18 protein-coding genes are annotated in these 17,019 nt (G+C 72.1%); 15 read left to right on the forward strand and 3 right to left on the reverse strand.

All coding sequences use genetic code 11. From position 1 onward, the window contains the following. Positions 1-156 precede the first annotated feature (156 nt). Positions 157-1,611, reverse strand: coding sequence for a regulator (locus EKH77_RS08570; RefSeq protein WP_126913816.1), 1,455 nt, complete (start codon positions 1,609-1,611; stop codon positions 157-159). A 324-nt stretch (positions 1,612-1,935) separates the two neighbouring features. Here EKH77_RS08570 and lipB point away from each other — a divergent pair, with 324 nt between their 5' ends. From lipB to EKH77_RS08590, 4 genes are all read left to right on the forward strand, one after another. Next, entirely contained in the window at positions 1,936-2,736 is an 801-nt protein-coding gene (lipB, locus tag EKH77_RS08575) for a lipoyl(octanoyl) transferase LipB (protein ID WP_126913817.1), read from the forward strand. A 127-nt stretch (positions 2,737-2,863) separates the two neighbouring features. After that, positions 2,864-3,829, forward strand: coding sequence for a lipoyl synthase (gene lipA / locus EKH77_RS08580; protein WP_126913818.1), 966 nt, complete (start codon positions 2,864-2,866; stop codon positions 3,827-3,829). 241 nt (positions 3,830-4,070) lie between these two features. Continuing rightward, complete coding sequence (locus EKH77_RS08585) at positions 4,071-4,331, forward strand: SCO2195 family GlnR-regulated protein (protein ID WP_240667273.1); 261 nt, start codon at positions 4,071-4,073, stop codon at positions 4,329-4,331. 10 nt (positions 4,332-4,341) lie between these two features. Continuing rightward, the gene (locus EKH77_RS08590; RefSeq protein WP_126913819.1) at positions 4,342-5,028 is read left to right on the forward strand and encodes a DUF4191 domain-containing protein; all 687 of its coding nucleotides are present in this window, start codon (positions 4,342-4,344) and stop codon (positions 5,026-5,028) included. Between the two features lie 78 nt (positions 5,029-5,106). On the opposite strand, the gene EKH77_RS08595 is transcribed toward EKH77_RS08590, so the two are convergent. Then, positions 5,107-5,574: an RDD family protein gene (locus tag EKH77_RS08595; protein ID WP_126913820.1), complete on the reverse strand. Its 468-nt coding sequence runs from the start codon at positions 5,572-5,574 to the stop codon at positions 5,107-5,109. Between the two features lie 242 nt (positions 5,575-5,816). On the opposite strand from EKH77_RS08595, the gene glnA reads away from it, so the two are divergent. From glnA to EKH77_RS08610, 3 genes are all read left to right on the forward strand, one after another. Continuing rightward, the gene (glnA, locus tag EKH77_RS08600; RefSeq protein ID WP_126913821.1) at positions 5,817-7,226 is read left to right on the forward strand and encodes a type I glutamate--ammonia ligase; all 1,410 of its coding nucleotides are present in this window, start codon (positions 5,817-5,819) and stop codon (positions 7,224-7,226) included. Between the two features lie 170 nt (positions 7,227-7,396). Continuing rightward, positions 7,397-8,188: an SDR family oxidoreductase gene (locus tag EKH77_RS08605; protein ID WP_126913822.1), complete on the forward strand. Its 792-nt coding sequence runs from the start codon at positions 7,397-7,399 to the stop codon at positions 8,186-8,188. 26 nt (positions 8,189-8,214) lie between these two features. Next, positions 8,215-8,589 (forward strand): arsenate reductase family protein, encoded by a 375-nt coding sequence (locus EKH77_RS08610; RefSeq protein ID WP_126913823.1) that lies wholly within the window; start codon positions 8,215-8,217, stop codon positions 8,587-8,589. 31 nt (positions 8,590-8,620) lie between these two features. Here EKH77_RS08610 and EKH77_RS08615 read toward each other — a convergent pair whose 3' ends face one another. After that, positions 8,621-9,379: an ArsR/SmtB family transcription factor gene (locus EKH77_RS08615; RefSeq protein WP_206279828.1), complete on the reverse strand. Its 759-nt coding sequence runs from the start codon at positions 9,377-9,379 to the stop codon at positions 8,621-8,623. Between the two features lie 64 nt (positions 9,380-9,443). Here EKH77_RS08615 and EKH77_RS08620 point away from each other — a divergent pair, with 64 nt between their 5' ends. From EKH77_RS08620 to EKH77_RS08655, 8 genes are all read left to right on the forward strand, one after another. After that, positions 9,444-10,886, forward strand: coding sequence for a DHA2 family efflux MFS transporter permease subunit (locus tag EKH77_RS08620; RefSeq protein ID WP_240667274.1), 1,443 nt, complete (start codon positions 9,444-9,446; stop codon positions 10,884-10,886). A 94-nt stretch (positions 10,887-10,980) separates the two neighbouring features. Next, complete coding sequence (gene sph, locus EKH77_RS08625; protein ID WP_126913825.1) at positions 10,981-11,955, forward strand: sphingomyelin phosphodiesterase; 975 nt, start codon at positions 10,981-10,983, stop codon at positions 11,953-11,955. A gap of 319 nt (positions 11,956-12,274) precedes the next feature. Continuing rightward, positions 12,275-12,880, forward strand: coding sequence for a winged helix-turn-helix domain-containing protein (locus EKH77_RS08630; RefSeq protein WP_126913826.1), 606 nt, complete (start codon positions 12,275-12,277; stop codon positions 12,878-12,880). A gap of 142 nt (positions 12,881-13,022) precedes the next feature. Continuing rightward, positions 13,023-14,282: a sensor histidine kinase gene (locus EKH77_RS08635; RefSeq protein WP_126913827.1), complete on the forward strand. Its 1,260-nt coding sequence runs from the start codon at positions 13,023-13,025 to the stop codon at positions 14,280-14,282. 35 nt (positions 14,283-14,317) lie between these two features. Beyond that, positions 14,318-14,791 carry a cupin domain-containing protein gene (locus tag EKH77_RS08640; RefSeq protein ID WP_126913828.1) on the forward strand — a complete coding sequence of 158 codons (474 nt, stop codon included), beginning with the start codon at positions 14,318-14,320 and terminating at the stop codon, positions 14,789-14,791. Then, the gene (locus tag EKH77_RS08645; RefSeq protein ID WP_126913829.1) at positions 14,782-15,429 is read left to right on the forward strand and encodes a response regulator transcription factor; all 648 of its coding nucleotides are present in this window, start codon (positions 14,782-14,784) and stop codon (positions 15,427-15,429) included. Before EKH77_RS08640 ends, EKH77_RS08645 begins: the two co-directional genes overlap by 10 nt. A gap of 4 nt (positions 15,430-15,433) precedes the next feature. Continuing rightward, complete coding sequence (locus tag EKH77_RS08650) at positions 15,434-16,054, forward strand: rhomboid-like protein (protein ID WP_240667275.1); 621 nt, start codon at positions 15,434-15,436, stop codon at positions 16,052-16,054. Between the two features lie 51 nt (positions 16,055-16,105). Further along, positions 16,106-16,912 (forward strand): tyrosine-protein phosphatase, encoded by an 807-nt coding sequence (locus EKH77_RS08655; RefSeq protein ID WP_126913830.1) that lies wholly within the window; start codon positions 16,106-16,108, stop codon positions 16,910-16,912. Positions 16,913-17,019 lie beyond the last annotated feature (107 nt).

Genomic DNA, 17,019 nt, shown 5'->3' on the forward strand with positions numbered 1-17,019 from the left:
CGATTGCAGGGCACCCTCACCGCAATAGCAGGCACCGCGAAGAGCTCAGCCCCGTAAGGGCCCGTCCGCCCCACCCCGCCCCCGACCCACCCCGCCCCCGACCCACGGACGGACAGACGGGCAGACGGGCAGACGGGCAGACGGGCAGACGGAACGTCAGACCAGCCCGGCCACCTTCTCCCGATACCCCCGCACCGGCGCCGCATCCCGATAAGGCTCCAGCCGCCGCTCGAAGTCCCGCACATACTCCAGCGCCCGCACCGACCGCATCTCCGCCGCCGCCTGCGCCGCCTCCACCCCCAGCGCGCACGCCTGTTCCAGCTCGCCCAGCCCCAGCCGCGCCGACGCCAGCACCACCCGGCAGAACAGCCGCGACCGCGCGTACGCGGGCGACCGCAACTGCAACGACCGCTCCGCATGCTGCGCGGCCGCCCGGTACTGCTGCAGATCACGGTGACAGTGCGCGAATTCGTCCGCCAACTGCGCCTCGTCGAAGAACCGCACCCAGTACGGCACGTCGTCGCCCGCCCGCGAGCCCTCCAGGGCCCGTTCCGCCCGTGCCAGCGAGGCCGAGCACGCCCGTACCTCGCCGAGCACCCCGTGCCCCCGCGCCTCCACCGCGTGCAGCAGCGACTGCACGACGGGCGGCGCCCCGGACCCGACACCCTGCTGAGCGACCCGCGCCAGCTGCACGGCCTCGCGCCCGTGTCCGAGATAGACGGCCTGCCGGCTCATGGTCACGAGCACATAGCTCCCGTACGCCCGGTCCCCAGCCGCCTGGGCGAGCCGCAGCGCCTGAACGTAGTACCGCTGAGCAAGCCCATGAGCAGCGATGTCGTAGGAGGTCCACCCGGCCAGCCGAGTCAGATCGGCAGCGGCGGCGAACAGCCGCCGACCGGTGGTCTCCCCATAAGTGCCCCGCAGCATGGGCTCGGTCTCGTGCTCGAGGTACCGCACCAACGCCTGCCGGGCGTGCCCGCCCCCGTAGGCGTGGTCGATCGTGCGGAAGAGCTCGCCCACCGACCGCAGGGCCGCGATGTCGCCCATCGAGACCCGGCCACCGGGAGCGCGCTCCGCCGCCCGCTGGCGCGGCAGCTGCCCGCCGCGCGCCTGCAGCGGCAGGCGCGCGCCCTCACCGGAGGGCGCGGGGCTCATGCCGCGCGCCACCCGTTCGTCCGCGCGCCCGATCAGCCAGTCGCGGCTCGGCACCACGAGCCCGGCCGGGGTGAACGCGATCTTCCGTAGTTCGGTGTGGCTCCCGGAGTCCTTGCGCCAGAGGCCGCTGACGATGTCGATGGCCTCCTCCGGCGAGGCGGCGAACTCCAGCCCGGCGTACACGGGCGCGCACGCGTCCAGCCCGAGGTCCTGGGCGGACAGCCGCCGCCCGAGCCGCCGGGTGAACACCTCGGCGATCAGCGCGGGCGTGGTCCCGCGCGGCTGCTGCCCGCGCAGCCACCGCGTGACGGACGTTTTGTCGTAGCGCAGGTCGAGGCCGTGTTCGAGCCCCAGCTGATCTACGCGGCGGGCCAGGCCCGCATTGGAAAAGCCGGCCTCCGCGATGAGCGCGGCGAGTTGACGGTTGGGGATGCGCTGTGGGGGTCGTTCCGTCATCAGCCTGCCGGTCTCCCTGATCTTTTGTTCCTGGAACGGCGTGAACTTAGCGGTCTTCCTCGCCCCGAAAGCCGCCTTCGCCCCGCATTCATCCGATCGTGTGAGGACAGGCCGAATACCGGAAAGAGGCGACCAAGGCCCCCGGAGAAGATCGTCCGGACCCCGGCCGACTGATCGTCCGGACCCCGGCCGACTGCGGGCTCCGCCGGGCGCGGTCGTACAGTGGGCACGGGCGTGCGAGGCGCGACGGCACGCGGCGGGCCGCCCTCAAGACCACCAGACCGGGCCGGAACGGGTTCGGAACCGGTTCGAGGAGGAGCTGCCGTGAGTGAGCTGCGCTTTGTCCACCTGGGCTTCGGTGCGGACGCGGTCGAATACCAGCAGGCCTGGCAGAAACAGCGCGAGGTCCACGCGGCCCGCTTCGCGGACGAGATCCCCGACACCTGTCTGCTGCTGGAGCACCCGGCGGTCTACACGGCCGGACGGCGCACGGAGGACAGCGAGCGCCCCCTGGACGGCACCCCGGTCGTCGACGTCGACCGCGGCGGCAAGATCACCTGGCATGGCCCCGGCCAGCTCGTGGGCTACCCGATCCTCAAGCTGCCCCGCCCGGTGGACGTCATCGCGCACGTCCGCCGCCTGGAGGAGGCCCTGATCCGCGCCTGCGCCAAGCTCGGCCTGGAGACGACCCGGATCGAGGGCCGCAGCGGCGTCTGGGTACTGGGCGACCCCGTGGAGCAGCGCCCGGCCATCGGCGGTCTGAACCTGGACTTCGACCCCCGGCTGACGGACGAGGAGTTCGACCCCCGCCTCAACGGCCCGGAGTACGCCCCGTCCAACGCGGGCCAGCGCCGCGAGGACCGCAAGCTGGCGGCGATCGGCATCCGGATCGCCAAGGGCGTCACGATGCACGGCTTCGCGATCAACTGTGATCCCGACAACACCTGGTTCGACCGGATCGTCCCGTGCGGCATCCGGGACGCGGGAGTGACGTCCCTGTCGAACGAGCTGGGGCGCCGGGTACCGGTGGCCGAGGTGGTGCCGCTGGTGGAGAAGCACCTGCGGGAGGTCCTGGCGGAGGAGGCCCCGAGCCCCCGGGCCATGGAACCGGCCGCGGCGGGCTGACCCGAGCCCCCTCCGTGGGAATGCGCACAGGGATCCATCGGTTACCCAGGGCGCAGAATGAAGAGCACAGGAAATAACGGGCGTACCCTGGTGTCCGCCGAGGAATCGAAGTCATAGGGAGCCGGACGTGTCCGCTGTCGCACCCGACGGACGCAAGATGCTGCGCTTGGAGGTCCGGAACGCCCAGACCCCCATCGAGCGGAAGCCCGAGTGGATCAAGACCCGCGCGAAGATGGGCCCGGAGTACAAGGAACTCCATGGCCTGGTGAAGCGCGAGGGCCTGCACACGGTGTGCCAGGAGGCCGGCTGCCCCAACATCTACGAGTGCTGGGAGGACCGCGAGGCCACGTTCCTCATCGGCGGCGACCAGTGCACCCGGCGCTGTGACTTCTGCCAGATCGACACCGGCAAGCCGCAGGCGCTCGACCGCGACGAGCCCCGTCGCGTGGGCGAGTCCGTGGTCGCGATGGACCTGAACTACGCCACGATCACCGGCGTCGCCCGCGACGACCTCGAGGACGGCGGCGCCTGGCTGTACGCCGAGACCGTGCGCCAGATCCACGCGCAGACCGCGGGCCGCGAGGCGGGCCACACCAAGGTCGAGCTGCTCGCCCCGGACTTCAACGCGGTGCCGGAGCTGCTCCAGCAGGTCTTCGAGTCCCGCCCCGAGGTCTTCGCCCACAACGTGGAGACCGTCCCGCGCATCTTCAAGCGCATCCGCCCGGGCTTCCGCTACGAGCGTTCGCTCAAGGTCATCACCGACGCGCGCGACTACGGCCTGGTGACGAAGTCCAACCTGATCCTCGGCATGGGCGAGACCCGCGAGGAGATCAGCGAGGCCCTCCAGGACCTCCACGACGCGGGCTGCGATCTGATCACGATCACCCAGTACCTGCGCCCGTCGGTGCGCCACCACCCGGTGGAGCGCTGGGTGAAGCCGCAGGAGTTCGTGGAGCTCAAGGAGGAGGCCGAGGAGATCGGCTTCGCGGGTGTCATGTCGGGCCCGCTCGTCCGCTCCTCGTACCGCGCGGGTCGCCTCCACCAGCAGGCGATCGAGAAGCGCGAGGCGGCCGCCTCGACCCAGGCGGTCTGACCCGGGCGGCCCGGCCCGCCCGGCCCGCCGGCCGACCCGTTCGGCCCCTGCAGCGGACCCTGACGCGGCCCGTACCGTTCCTTGCGAAAGCAAGCGAACGGTACGGGCCGCGTCAACGTTTCATAGGTGTTTGACCAAGAGGTCATGCGTTGGTAACACCATTCGGTGACGATGGAACCACGCACAGCAGTACGACACCCTCCACGCCACCGAATCCTTCCGCTTCCGAGGGGACATCGACATGCAGGCCGCGCCCGGTAACGCAGTCTTCGCGACCGCCACACGCGCCTCCTCCGCCCTGCCGTCCACGCTCTCCGTACGGCCCCCGTCCGTCACCGGGGCCCTGCGCGCGCTGGAACGGCTGCTGATGCGCGGTGGCCAGCGCACCGCGCGGCGCAACGCGTGGACCGCCGTGCTGGAGGACCGCCGCCGCGCCAAGGACCGGCGGGAGGCCCAGCACGTGCTGGAGGCCGTGGCGGCCCCCGGCCCGCGGGCGACGTAAACTGCGCCGTATGGCGAGGAAGGAAACATCCGAGAACCCCGGGCGACTGAAGCAGATCGCCCAGACCTACAAGATGACCAAGAAGGTCGACTCGAAGGTCGGTCTTGTCGTCGCGGCTGTGGGCATTGTCACCTTCGGTGTACTCCTTGCCATCGGCTTCTGGCTCGACCACCCGGTCTACCTGGGCATCCTCGGCTTCCTGCTGGCCTTCCTCGCGATGGCGATCGTCTTCGGACGCCGCGCCGAGCGCGCTGCCTTCGGGCAGATGGAGGGCCAGCCGGGAGCCGCCGCAGCGGTCCTGGAGAACATCCGTCGCGGCGGCTGGACGACGACGCCCGCGGTCGCGATGAACCGCAGCCAGGACGTCGTCCACCGGGCCGTCGGCAAGGCGGGCATCGTGCTGGTCGGCGAGGGCAACCCGAACCGGGTGAAGGCCCTGCTGGCCGCCGAGAAGAAGCGCATGTCGCGCATCGTCGGGGACGTGCCGGTACACGACATCGTCGTGGGTGAGGGCGAGGGCCAGGTGTCGCTGAAGAAGCTGCACACCACCCTGCTCAAGCTGCCGCGCGTGCTGCCGGGCGCGAAGGTGACGGCCGTCAACGACCGTCTCCGCGCGCTGGGCGACCTGATGAGCAACATGCCGATCCCGAAGGGCCCGATCCCGGGCAAGGGCATGCGGATGCCGAAGGGCCGCTGACCGCACAGATACGACCTCATACGAACGGGGGCGGCCGGAACCGAAAGGTTCCGGCCGCCCCCGTTCACATGTACGAGATCAGATCCGGACCTGAACGGCCCGGGCGAGCCGGTCGTGCAGACCGCGCGTGTCGCGGTCCCAGATGACGGCGGGGATGACGAGCAGGAGCAGCACGCTGCGCAGCAGCACGCGCGGCAGGGGCAGCCGCGTGCCGTCCTCGGAGATGACGCGCAGCCCGAGGAGGCGCTTGCCGGGGGTGCAACCGACCGTGCCGACGGTGAGCAGGCTGAGCACGAGGAAGATCAGCAGGGCCCAGTTGCCGGCGCGCTGCTGGTTCCCCTGGGCGAGGAACGCGTAGGCGATGAGCATGCACAGCGCCCAGTCGATGACGAGGGCGCCGAACCGCCGCCCGATCGGGGCGACGGAGCCGGGCCCGCTCGCCGGCAGGCCGAGGCGCTCACCCCGGTGGCCGAATTCGATGCCCATGTCCTCCGCGGCCGCGCGGGGCCCGGAGAGCCATGATCCGATTGCTTGCCTATTGTCCACCCGTCCACGGTACTGGGCCCGCATACGTTTCCCGGGTCCCGGGTCCCGCTCCCGGACCCCTCGGAGCGGCCCGCTACCCGGCGTACCCCACAAGACCGCCACCAGACCGGTTAACCTCGGCGAAACAGATGGGTCATCCTTGAGAAATCCCGTCTCTCTAGGGTCGGCGGCAGCGCGTCCATGCGGTACACGCGCCACCGAAGCAATCCCCGACCGCGAGCGGCCGGGCTAGGAGGACTTGGATGTTCCAGAACGCCGACGAGGCCAAGAAGTTCATCTCGGATGAGGACGTCAAGTTCGTCGACGTCCGCTTCTGCGACCTGCCGGGCGTGATGCAGCACTTCACGATCCCGGCCTCGGTGTTCGACCCCGACGAGGAGCTGGCCTTCGACGGCTCCTCGATCCGCGGCTTCCAGGCCATCCACGAGTCCGACATGGCGCTGCGCGCGGACCTCTCCACGGCCCGTATGGACCCGTTCCGCCGTGACAAGACGCTGAACATCAACTTCTTCATCCACGACCCGATCACGGGTGAGCAGTACAGCCGCGACCCGCGCAACATCGCCAAGAAGGCCGAGGCCTACCTCGCCTCCACCGGCATCGCGGACACCGCGTACTTCGGCCCCGAGGCCGAGTTCTACGTCTTCGACAGCGTCCGCTTCGAGACCAGCGCGAACCAGTCCTTCTACCACATCGACTCCGAGGCGGGCGCCTGGAACACCGGTGCGCTGGAGGACAACCGCGGCTACAAGGTCCGCTACAAGGGCGGCTACTTCCCGGCCCCGCCGGTCGACCACTTCGCCGACCTGCGCGCCGAGATCTCCCTGGAGCTGGACAAGGCCGGCCTGCAGGTCGAGCGCCAGCACCACGAGGTCGGCACCGCCGGCCAGGCGGAGATCAACTACAAGTTCAACACGCTGCTCGCCGCCGCCGACGACCTGATGCTCTTCAAGTACATCGTGAAGAACGTCGCCTGGCGCAACGGCAAGACCGCGACCTTCATGCCCAAGCCGATCTTCGGTGACAACGGCTCCGGCATGCACGTCCACCAGTCCCTGTGGCAGGGCGGCGAGCCCCTCTTCTACGACGAGCAGGGCTACGCGGGCCTCTCGGACACCGCCCGCTACTACATCGGCGGCATCCTCAAGCACGCCCCGTCGCTGCTGGCCTTCACCAACCCCACGGTGAACTCCTACCACCGCCTGGTCCCCGGCTTCGAGGCCCCGGTCAACCTGGTCTACTCGCAGCGCAACCGCTCCGCCGCGATGCGCATCCCGATCACGGGCTCCAACCCGAAGGCCAAGCGCGTCGAGTTCCGCGCCCCGGACCCGTCCTCGAACCCCTACCTCGCCTTCTCGGCCCTCCTCCTGGCCGGCCTCGACGGCGTCAAGAACAAGATCGAGCCGGCCGAGCCGATCGACAAGGACCTCTACGAGCTCGCCCCCGACGAGCACGCGAACGTCCCCCAGGTCCCGACCTCCCTCCCGGCCGTCCTCGAGGCCCTGGAGCAGGACAACGAGTACCTCCAGGCCGGTGGCGTCTTCACCTCCGACCTGATCGAGACCTGGATCGACTACAAGCGCACCAACGAGATCGCCCCGATCCAGCTGCGCCCGCACCCGCACGAGTTCGAGATGTACTTCGACATCTAAGAACCGCCGCGACACAGCACAGGCCGTCGGCCGCGTCTTCCCGGAAGGGAAGGCGCGGCCGACGGCCTTTTTTCGCTCGCCTGTCACATCCCTTGTCACATTCCTTCCTCGCCGCGCGTCATGTCGGTGAAGACCACGGAAGAACCGCTCGAGCGAACGAGGAAGTAGCCATGACGACGTCCACCATCCTGGTCACCGGCGGTACAGGCACGCTCGGGCGGCTGGTCGTGCCGTTGTTGCGGGAGGCCGGTCGTGAGGTGCGGGTGCTCAGTCGGCAGGGGCGCGAGTCCGGGGGCGGGGTCACGTATGTCACCGGCGATCTGCTCAAGGACGAGGGGGTCGAGGCGGCCGTCGAGGGGGCCGGGATCGTGCTGCACCTGGCGGGTGGCGCCAAGGGGGACGACGTGGCGACCCGGAATCTGGTGCGGGCCGCGCGTGCGGCCGGGGTGAGGCACCTGGTGTACATCTCCGTCATCGGGGCGGACACGGTGCCGCTGAGCTACTTCAGGGCCAAGCTGGAGGCCGAGCGGGCGGTGGCGGAGTCCGGGCTGCCGTGGACGACGTTGCGGGCCGCCCAGTTCCACGACCTGGCCCTGAAGGTGGTGACGACGATGGGCAAGCTGCCGGTGGTCCCGGCGCCCGGCGGGGTGCGCTGGCAGCCGGTCGACGCGCGGGAGGTGGCCGCCCGGCTCGTGGAGCTGGCGCTCGGCGAGCCCGCCGGGGCGGTGCCCGACCTCGCCGGGCCGGAGGTCTACGAGCTGGCCGAGCTGAGCCGCGGCTATCTGCGGGCCGCGGGCAAGCGCCGGCCGATGCTGCCGGTCCGGGTGCCGGGCAGGCTCGGCCGCGCGTACCGGGCCGGGGAGAACCTGACCCTCGACGGGGCCGTCAGGGGCCGGCGGACGTGGGAGGGGTTCCTGGCCGAGCGGGTGGGGCGGGGCGTGGAGCGGGTGGGCGGCCGGTAGGGGCCGGTGGCTCTAATCTCGGCGGTATGGAGATCTGGATCAATCCCGCCTGTTCGAAGTGCCGTAGCGCGCTGTCGCTGCTCGACGCCGAAGGAGCCGGTTATTCCGTCCGGCGTTATCTCGAGGACGTGCCCACCGTCGAGGAGATCCGCGCTGTGCTGAAGCGGCTGGGGCTGGAGCCCTGGGACATCACGCGGACCCAGGAGGCCGAGGCCAAGGAGCTCGGCGTCAAGGACTGGCCCCGGGACGCGGCGGCGCGCGACCGGTGGACGGAGGCGCTGGCCGCGCATCCGAAGCTGATCCAGCGGCCGATCATCACCGCCGACGACGGCACGGCCGTGGTGGGACGTACCGAGGACGCCGTCCGGGAGGCGCTGAGCCGGTCCTCGGGCCGGTCCTAGCGCGGCTGGGCCCTCACGCGCGGCCAGGTCCTCACGCGGCCAGGTCGACCACCCCGAACGCGTCCGCGAGCCCCCGCGTCCCCGCCTCCGTGAGGTGGACGACGCGCGGGCTCGCCCCGTGCCGGAGCCAGCCGAGGGCGAAGAGCCGGGTCGTGAGCGCGGCGCCCAGCGCGCCGGCGAGGTGGTGCTGGTGCTCGCTCCAGTCGACGCAGTAGCGGATGGCCGGGCGGCGCCGGGGCAGGCCCGCGACGTCCACGCCGAAGGCGGTCAGGGCGGTGCGGCCGGGGTCGGTGAGCCGGTAGGCGGCGTCGTGGCCGTAGGCGGCGGGGCGGTCGCGGACGGCGGTGTCCGGGTGGTGGGTGCCGTCGTGGCCGGTGAGCAGGCCGCGGTCGAGGAGGGCGCGCATCAGGGTGACGCCGAGGTGGCCGGCCAGGTGGTCGTAGCAGGTGCGGGCGCGGTGGAGGGCGTTGGCGACGCCGCTCTCGCGCAGCGAGCGCACCGGCAGGGGCGGGGCGATGAGCGCGAGGGCCTCCAGCGCGCCGGCGACGTCGGGGCCGGTGAGGCGGTAGTAGCGGTGCCGGCCCTCGTGGACGGCCGTGATCAGGCCGCCGGACGTGAGCCGGGCGAGGTGGGCGCTGACGGTGGGGGCGCTCACGCCCGCCTCGGTGGCGAGGGCGCCCGCCGACAGGGCACGGCCGTCGCACAGCGCCTTGAGGATCCGGGCGCGGGACGGGTCCGCGATCAGGGCGGCGGCACGGGCGACATCGGGCTGGTGGTTGATCACGGTCACGCGGCCAATCTACGACGGCCACACTTCGATGAGGGACGAAGGGTTCGGGCTCGAGACTCGTCCGGTGAGAGCTTCCTTCCGTACTTCCCTTCCCCTCGTCTCCCTCAGCCTCGGCTACTTCCTGGTGATGCTGGACGTCACCGTCGTCACCGTGGCCGTGCCCGACATCGGCGCCTCGCTCCACGCCGGGCCGGCCGCCCTCCAGTGGTGCGTCGACGGCTACAGCACCGTCTTCGCGGGGCTGCTGCTCCTCGGCGGCGGGCTGGGCGACCGGTTCGGGCACCGGCGGGTGTTCCTGTGGGGGCTGGGCGTCTTCACCGCCGCGTCGGTCGCGTGCGGGCTGGCCACCACGGCGGGCGCCCTGGTGGCGGGGCGGCTGGCGCAGGGCGCGGGGGCGGCGTTCCTGGTGCCTGCCTCGCTGGCGCTGCTGCGGGCCGCCCATCCGGACCGGGCCGCGCGGGCCCGGGCGGTCACGGTGTGGGGGGCCGTCGCCTCGATCGCCTTCGGCGCGGGTCCCGTGGTGGGCGGGCTGCTGGTGGCGGGGCTGGACTGGCGGGCGGTGTTCTGGCTGAACCTGCCGGTTGGCGGGCTCACCATCCTCCTGACCATGCGTCACATTCCTGCCTACCGGGGTCTCCAGGGCCCCGAAGCCGGGCGGATGGACCCCCTCGGCCAGGTGCTGGGCGTCGTCGGCCTCGTCGCCCTGGCCGGGGCCCTCAACGAAGCCGGGACGGCCGGCTGGACCGCTCCCCCGGTGCTGGCGGCGGCCGTGACGGGCGTGCTGGCACTGGCCGCGTTCGCCGTCGTGGAGCACCGGCTGGAGCACCGGCTGGAGAACGGGAAAACGACCTCGGCCCGGCGGCCGCTGCTGCCGCCGTCCCTGTTCCGGCGGAAGGCGTTCTCCGCCACCGCCGCCATCGGCTTCCTGATCAGCTTCGGCTACTACGGCATGCTGTTCCTCTCCACCCTCTACTTCCGCCAGGAGCGCGGTTACGACGCCCTCGAGACCGGCCTGGCCCTGCTGCCCTCGGTCTGCATGGGCCTGATCGCGGCGCCCCTGCTGGGCCGGGTGACCGCGCGCACGGGCCCGTACGTGCCCATGGCCGCCGGGCTGTTCCTGGGCGCGGCGGGCTTCCTGGGCTGGCTCGTCGTCTCGCCGGGCGTGCCGTACCCCGCCCTGCTGTTCGCGCTCGCCGCCACGGGACTGGGCCAGACGACGACGGCGCTCGCCGCCACCGCCGCCGTCATCGACGCGGCTCCGGCGGACGGTACGGGCGTGGCGTCCGCGGTCTTCAACGTCGCCCGGCAGGTGGGCAGCGCGGCCGGGGTGGCCCTGTTCGGCACGGTGGCCACGGCGGCGGGCGGGTTCACCGCCGGTCTGCGGCTGTCGGCGGTGCTCGCGGCGGCCGCGTTCCTGACGGGCGGGGTGCTCGCCGCGGCTCTTCTGCTGGGGGTACGGAGGAGGAGGGACGCGGCGGCGACGGGTCTTGTCCCGCGCGTCGGCTGACGGAAACCTGCCCGCCATCGGGTGCTAACGGCAACTGATCTGATGTGCCGGGCCATTGCCGCCCAGAGGATCAACGACTGTCGAGGGAGTCGCAGTGCCGTTCACGAAGACCGCCGGATCCATCGCCCTGTCCGCCGCCGCCCTGCTCACCACCGTCCTGGCCCAACCCGCTCACGCGGCGACCGCCACGCCCCAGCTGAGAGTGCTCACCTACAACACGTTCCTCATGAGCACGAAGCTCTACCCCAACTGGGGCCAGGAGCACCGCGCCAAGGAGATAGCCGCCGCCGGTTTCTTCCAGGGCAACGACGTCGTGGTCCTCCAGGAGGCCTTCGACAACGCCGCCTCGGACGACCTGAAGGCCCGGGCAGCCGCGGGCTACCCGTACCAGACGCCCGTCGTCGGCCGGAGCAAGGACGGCTGGGACGCCACCGGCGGCTCCTACTCCACCACCACCCCGGAGGACGGCGGGGTGACCGTGCTCAGCAAGTGGCCGATCGTCCGCAAGGAGCAGGTGATCTACAAGGACGCGTGCGGTGCGGACTGGTGGTCCAACAAGGGCTTCGCCTACGTCGTCCTGAACGTGAACGGCACGAAGGTGCACCTGGTGGGGACGCACGCGCAGTCGACGGACAGCGGCTGCAAGGCGGGCGAGGCGGAGGCCGACCGCGCCAAGCAGTTCAAGCAGATCGACGCGTTCCTCGACGCGAAGAACATCCCGGCGGACGAGCAGGTGATGGTCGCGGGCGATCTGAACGTGGACTCGCGGAGCGAGGAGTACGGCTCGATGCTCGCCGACGCCGATCTGGTCCCGGCGGACGGCGGCCGTACCGGGCACCCGTACTCCTTCGACACCAAGGAGAACTCGATCGCGGCCTACCGCTACCCCACCGACCCCCGCGAGGACCTCGACTACGTCCTCCACCGCAAGGGTCACGTGCGACCGCAGGGCTGGACGAACTCCGTGATCAAGGAGAGCTCCGCGCCTTGGACGGTCTCCAGCTGGGGCAAGGAGTACACCTACACCAACCTCAGTGATCACTACCCGGTGGTCGCCTCGGCGAGCTGACCGCAGCGACGGACACCGAAGATCGTCAACGTTCCGTAGGTAACACCATTCAGGGCTCCTGTCCCGCCGCCGGCCATGCTTCAATAGGGGGCATGGCCAGCTACCAGAACTCCGCGACGGGTCGCATCGACCTCGAGCCGTTCTGGCCTTCCCGTCAGCACCACGATTTCGACCGAGTGTGTTGTCGCGCGATTCCCGCGCAGGCCCACTCCTCCCGCTGACCCGCGTCGAAGTCAGCCGCCGGCACCGTTTCCGGCCAAGCGGCCCGCGCCACGCACGTCCTCTCGACGGCTTCTCGCGCGAAAGAGCTGAGCTCTCCATGACGAACCTCCGCACCCTCACCGCGTCCCCGCAGATCCCCGCCCAGGCCGGCCGTACCGACCGCCGCCACCGGCTGCGGGCCGTGGCCCCGGACGAGGTGCCGCCCGTCGCCGAGCTGCTGCACGCCGGGGCGACCTGGCTGCCGGCGCCCCAGCACACGCTGCCCACCCTGCCGGGCCGGCCGCCGATGATCGGCTACCTGGTCCTCGTACCGGCCGAGCACGCCGAGGCCGGACAGGCGGCACTGGCGGGACAGGCGGGACAGACCACCCCCGGGTCCGCTCCCGACACCGCCCCCGCCACCGAGGGCGACGCGCTGGTGAGCATCGACCCCGAGCAGCGGACGGCGAGCGTCGCGGGCCGCCCGCTGGACCTGACCTACCTCGAGTTCGAGCTGCTGGCCCACTTCGTCGCCCACCCCCACCGGGTGCACACCCGCGACCAGTTGGTGACCACCGTGTGGGGCTACGGGCACGTGGGCGACGGCCGGACCGTCGACGTCCATGTCGCCCGGCTGCGCCGCAAGATGGGCGCCGAGTACCGCTCGTCGATCGTCACCGTCCGCCGCGTCGGCTACAAGTACGCGCCCCCGGCGGGCCTCTGACCTCCTCCTCCCCGGGGGTGGTGCCAGGTACACCCCCGGCCGTCGCCCAGCCCCCGTGACCGGGCGCGGCCGGACCCCGCAGACTTGTTCCCGCGGGCCGGATCCACGGCCCGTGGGAACGACCCGTGGGGGAGAACGAACGATGAAGGTCCGGGAAGGGCTGCTGGCCGGGGCGCGCGGATTCTGGCTGGCGGTGTCCGGGGCGGTGACGGCGACCGTGCTGTTCGCGTTCACAGCGATATCGGTCGTCCTGATCGTGCTGGGCGTGGGGCTGTTCACGACCCCGCTCATGCTGAAGGCCGTCCGGGCCCACGCCAACCAGTGCCGGGCCCAGGCCCTGGACTGGTCCGGGGTGCGCATCCCGGTGCCCTACGGGCCGCCGCCCGCGGTCAGGGGCGGGTTCGTCGGCCGGGTCGAGCTGTGCCTGGCCCTGCTCAAGGACCGCACCACCTGGCGGGACGCGCAGTGGCTGCTGGTCGAGATGACGGGCGGCGTGCTCACCGCGATCCTCCCGGCCGTGCTGCTGGTGTACGCGGTGTGGGGGCCGGTGCTGGCGTTCGGCGTGTGGAAGCCGATCGTGAACGCCGGGGGCAACGAGTGGTTCGCGTTCATCCACATCACCGGCCAGACGACGGCGAACATGGCGGCCGGCCTCGGCCTCGCCCTCGGCGTCCTGGGGCTCTTCGTCAACCCGCGTCTGCTGCGCTTCCACTTCGGGCTGGCCTCGGCCTTCCTGCGGCCCACCCGGGAGACCGAGCTGGCCCGGCGCGTCGACCGGCTCACCGAGACCCGGTACGAGGCCGTGGACAGCTCCGCCGCCGAACTGCGCCGCATCGAGCGCGACCTCCACGACGGGGCGCAGGCCCGGCTCGTCGCCATGGGTATGAACCTGGGCACCGTCGAGGCGCTGATCGAGCGCGACCCCGCCGAGGCCAAGCGGCTGCTGGCGGCCGCCCGCGCCGGCACGGCGGAGACCCTCACGGAGCTGCGCGACCTCGTCCGGGGCATCCACCCGCCCGTGCTGGCCGAGCGGGGGCTCGCGGACGCCGTGCGCGCCCTGGCGCTGCGGCTGCCGCTCGCCGTCGAGGTGGACGTGGAGCTGGCGGGCCGGGCCGCCGAACCGGTCGAGTCGGCCGCGTACTTCGCGATCAGCGAGGTCCTCACCAACGCGGCCAAGCACTCGGGCGCCGACCGGATCTGGCTGGACGTCCGGCACGTGGAGGGCACCCTGCGGATCGCGGTGACCGACAACGGGCGCGGTGGCGCCGACGCGGCGGGCGGCACGGGGCTGCGCGGCATCGAACGCCGCCTGGGCGCCTTCGACGGGGTGCTGGCCGTCAGCAGCCCGCGCGGCGGCCCGACGATGGTCACGATGGAGATTCCCTGCGCGCTCACCCGGTGAGACCGCCGGGCGGAGGCCGGTGAGAGAGTGAGCCCATGACCGAAGCCTCCGAAAGCTTCACCGAACGGTCCGAGCTCGTCACGCTCCTGGGCCTGGAACCCCACGTCGAGGGCGGCTGGTTCCGCGAGACCTGGCGGTCCCCCGGTACGACCGTGCCCGAGGGCTACCCGGGCCCGCGTCACCACGCGACCGGCATCTACTTCCTGCTCCACCCGGGTGAACGTTCCCGCTGGCACCGGGTCCGCTCGGACGAGCTGTGGCTCTGGCACCGGGGCGGCCCGCTGCGGCTGCGTCTGGGCGGTGACGGCCCGGAGCCCGACGAGGCGGGTGCCGAGGAGTTCGTCCTCGGCGCCGCCGTCGAGCGGGGCGAGCTGCCGCAGGGGCTGGTCCCCGGCGGGGTGTGGCAGGCGGCCGAGCCGGCGGGCACCGAGCCGACCCTGGTGACCTGCGTGGTCTCCCCCGGCTTCCACTACGAGGACTTCACGCTCGCGGAGGACCCGTGCGCGTAGTGCTCGCCGAGGACCTGTTCCTGCTGCGGGACGGTCTGGTCCGGCTGCTGGAGGCATACGGCTTCAAGATAGCGGCGGCGGTGGCCAGCGGCCCGGAGCTGACACGGGCGCTGGCCGAGGAGCGGCCGGACGTGGCGGTGGTGGACGTGCGGCTGCCGCCGTCCTTCACCGACGAGGGCCTCCAGTGCGCTCTGGCCGCCCGTCGCGCCACCCCGGGGCTGCCGGTTCTGGTGCTGTCGCAGCACGTGGAGCAGTTGTACGCGCGGGAGTTGCTCGCGGACGGCAGTGGTGGCGTCGGCTATCTGCTGAAGGACCGGGTCTTCGACGCGGAGCAGTTCGTCGACGCCGTACGGCGCGTGGCGGCGGGCGGCACCGCGATGGATCCGCAGGTCATCTCCCAGTTGCTGACGCGGCGTGAGAAGGACCGGCCGATGGCGAGGCTCACGCCGCGCGAGCGCGAGGTGATGGAGCTGATGGCGCAGGGCCGGTCCAACACGGCGATCGCCGAGCGGCTGACGGTGACCGAGCGGGCGATCACCAAGCACACGTCCAACATCTTCGTGAAGCTCGGGCTTCCGGTGTCCGACGACGACAACCGCCGGGTGCTGGCGGTGCTGGCCTATCTCGACCGGGGGTGAGGAAGTGTCCCGGATCCCTCGTGGGCTGCCCTGGCTGGCGCCCGCCTATGTCGGGGGCGTGCAGTTGGGCGCGTACGCCGTGCGGAGCCTGCTCACGCCGGAGGCGCGGGAGCGCCTGCTGCGCCGGTGCTCCACCAACGTCGACAACCTCGACGCGGGCCGCTGGGACACCCTGGCCGGCAGCGCCTTCCTCGTCGAGGCCCCCATGGAGCTGCCGTACGCGCTGCTCCTGCTGGCCGTGCTGGGGTACACGGAGTACGCCTACGGAGCGTGGTGGGCGGCGGGGGCGTTCGCCTTCGGGCACGTGGGCGCCTCGCTCCTCGTCTACGCGGGGCTGCGCGGCCTGCGCGCCGGGCCCCGGACGCGGTCCGCGACGGACGTGGGCGTCAGCTACGGCCTCAACGCCGTGGCGGGCGCCCTGGCCGCCGCCCTGCCGCGCGGCCCGGCCCGGACGGCCGCGTGCGCGGCGCTGCTCACGCTCGGTGTCCGCCCCTGCCTTCAGGGGCGGGGCCGGACGACCTTCACGGACGTGGGCCATCTGCTGGCGCTGACGCTGGGCCTGGGGCTGGGCCCGGCGCTGGGCGGGGGCCGCCGTCGCGGACTCGGCCGGCGTTCCTCACAATAAGAGGGCAGAAAATGCGATAAGCCGCAAAACGCGGATGAGGGAGACCGGCCCATGCCCCAGCAGTTCGATGCCTCGACGATCACGAACCTCCGCGACCTCGGCGGCATCGCGCTCGTCGGCAACTCCGCCGTCCGCCCCGGGCTGCTGCTCCGCTCCGGAGGACTCGACCGCCTCGATGTGGTGGCCGACCCCGCCGTCGCCGCCCTCGGCATCCACACGGTCGTGGACCTGCGCAGCGAGAACGAGCGCCGCGAGCGGCCCGACCGGCTGCCCGAGGGCGCCCGTCTGATCGTCGCGGACGTCTTCGCCGGGCCGGGCGCCACCCACCCGGGCGGCGGCGAGCAGGTGCCCGGCAAGCTGGAGGACGTCCTGGGCAGCCCGGCCGCCGCCGAGGAGCACCTGGGCGGCGGCAAGGCCGAAAAGGTGATGAGCGACGTCTACCGCTCCTTCGTCTCCTCCGAGTCCGCCTGCCAGGCCTTCCGGCTGCTGCTGACCACGCTCGCCGAGCCGGACTGCGGGCCGCTGCTCTTCCACTGCACGGCGGGCAAGGACCGCACGGGCTGGGCGGCGACGCTGATACTGCTGCTGCTCGGGGCGGACGAGGCGGCGGCCGAGCGGGAGTACCTGGCGGTGGAACCGGCGGTCCGGGCGGCGTTCAAACCGGTCAGCGACCGTTTCACGGCCGCCGGCGGCGACCCGGCCATCGTCGACGCCATCCTCGGCGTGCGGCCCGGCTATCTGGCGGTGGCGCTGGAGGAGATGCACCGGACGTACGGCGGCGTGACGGGGTACGTGCGCGACGGGCTCGGCATCCCGGACTCGGCGGTCGACCGGATCCGGGCCCGCTGCGTCGCGTGACGCGCCCGACCGATAACCATGACGCGCCCGACCGATAACACGGCCGAACCACCCGAAGGGCCCGCTCGGATGAGCCGCCCACTCGGGTGACGGGTGAAGTGACCATC

Source organism: Streptomyces luteoverticillatus (genome assembly GCF_003970715.1).
GTDB lineage: Bacteria > Actinomycetota > Actinomycetes > Streptomycetales > Streptomycetaceae > Streptomyces > Streptomyces abikoensis.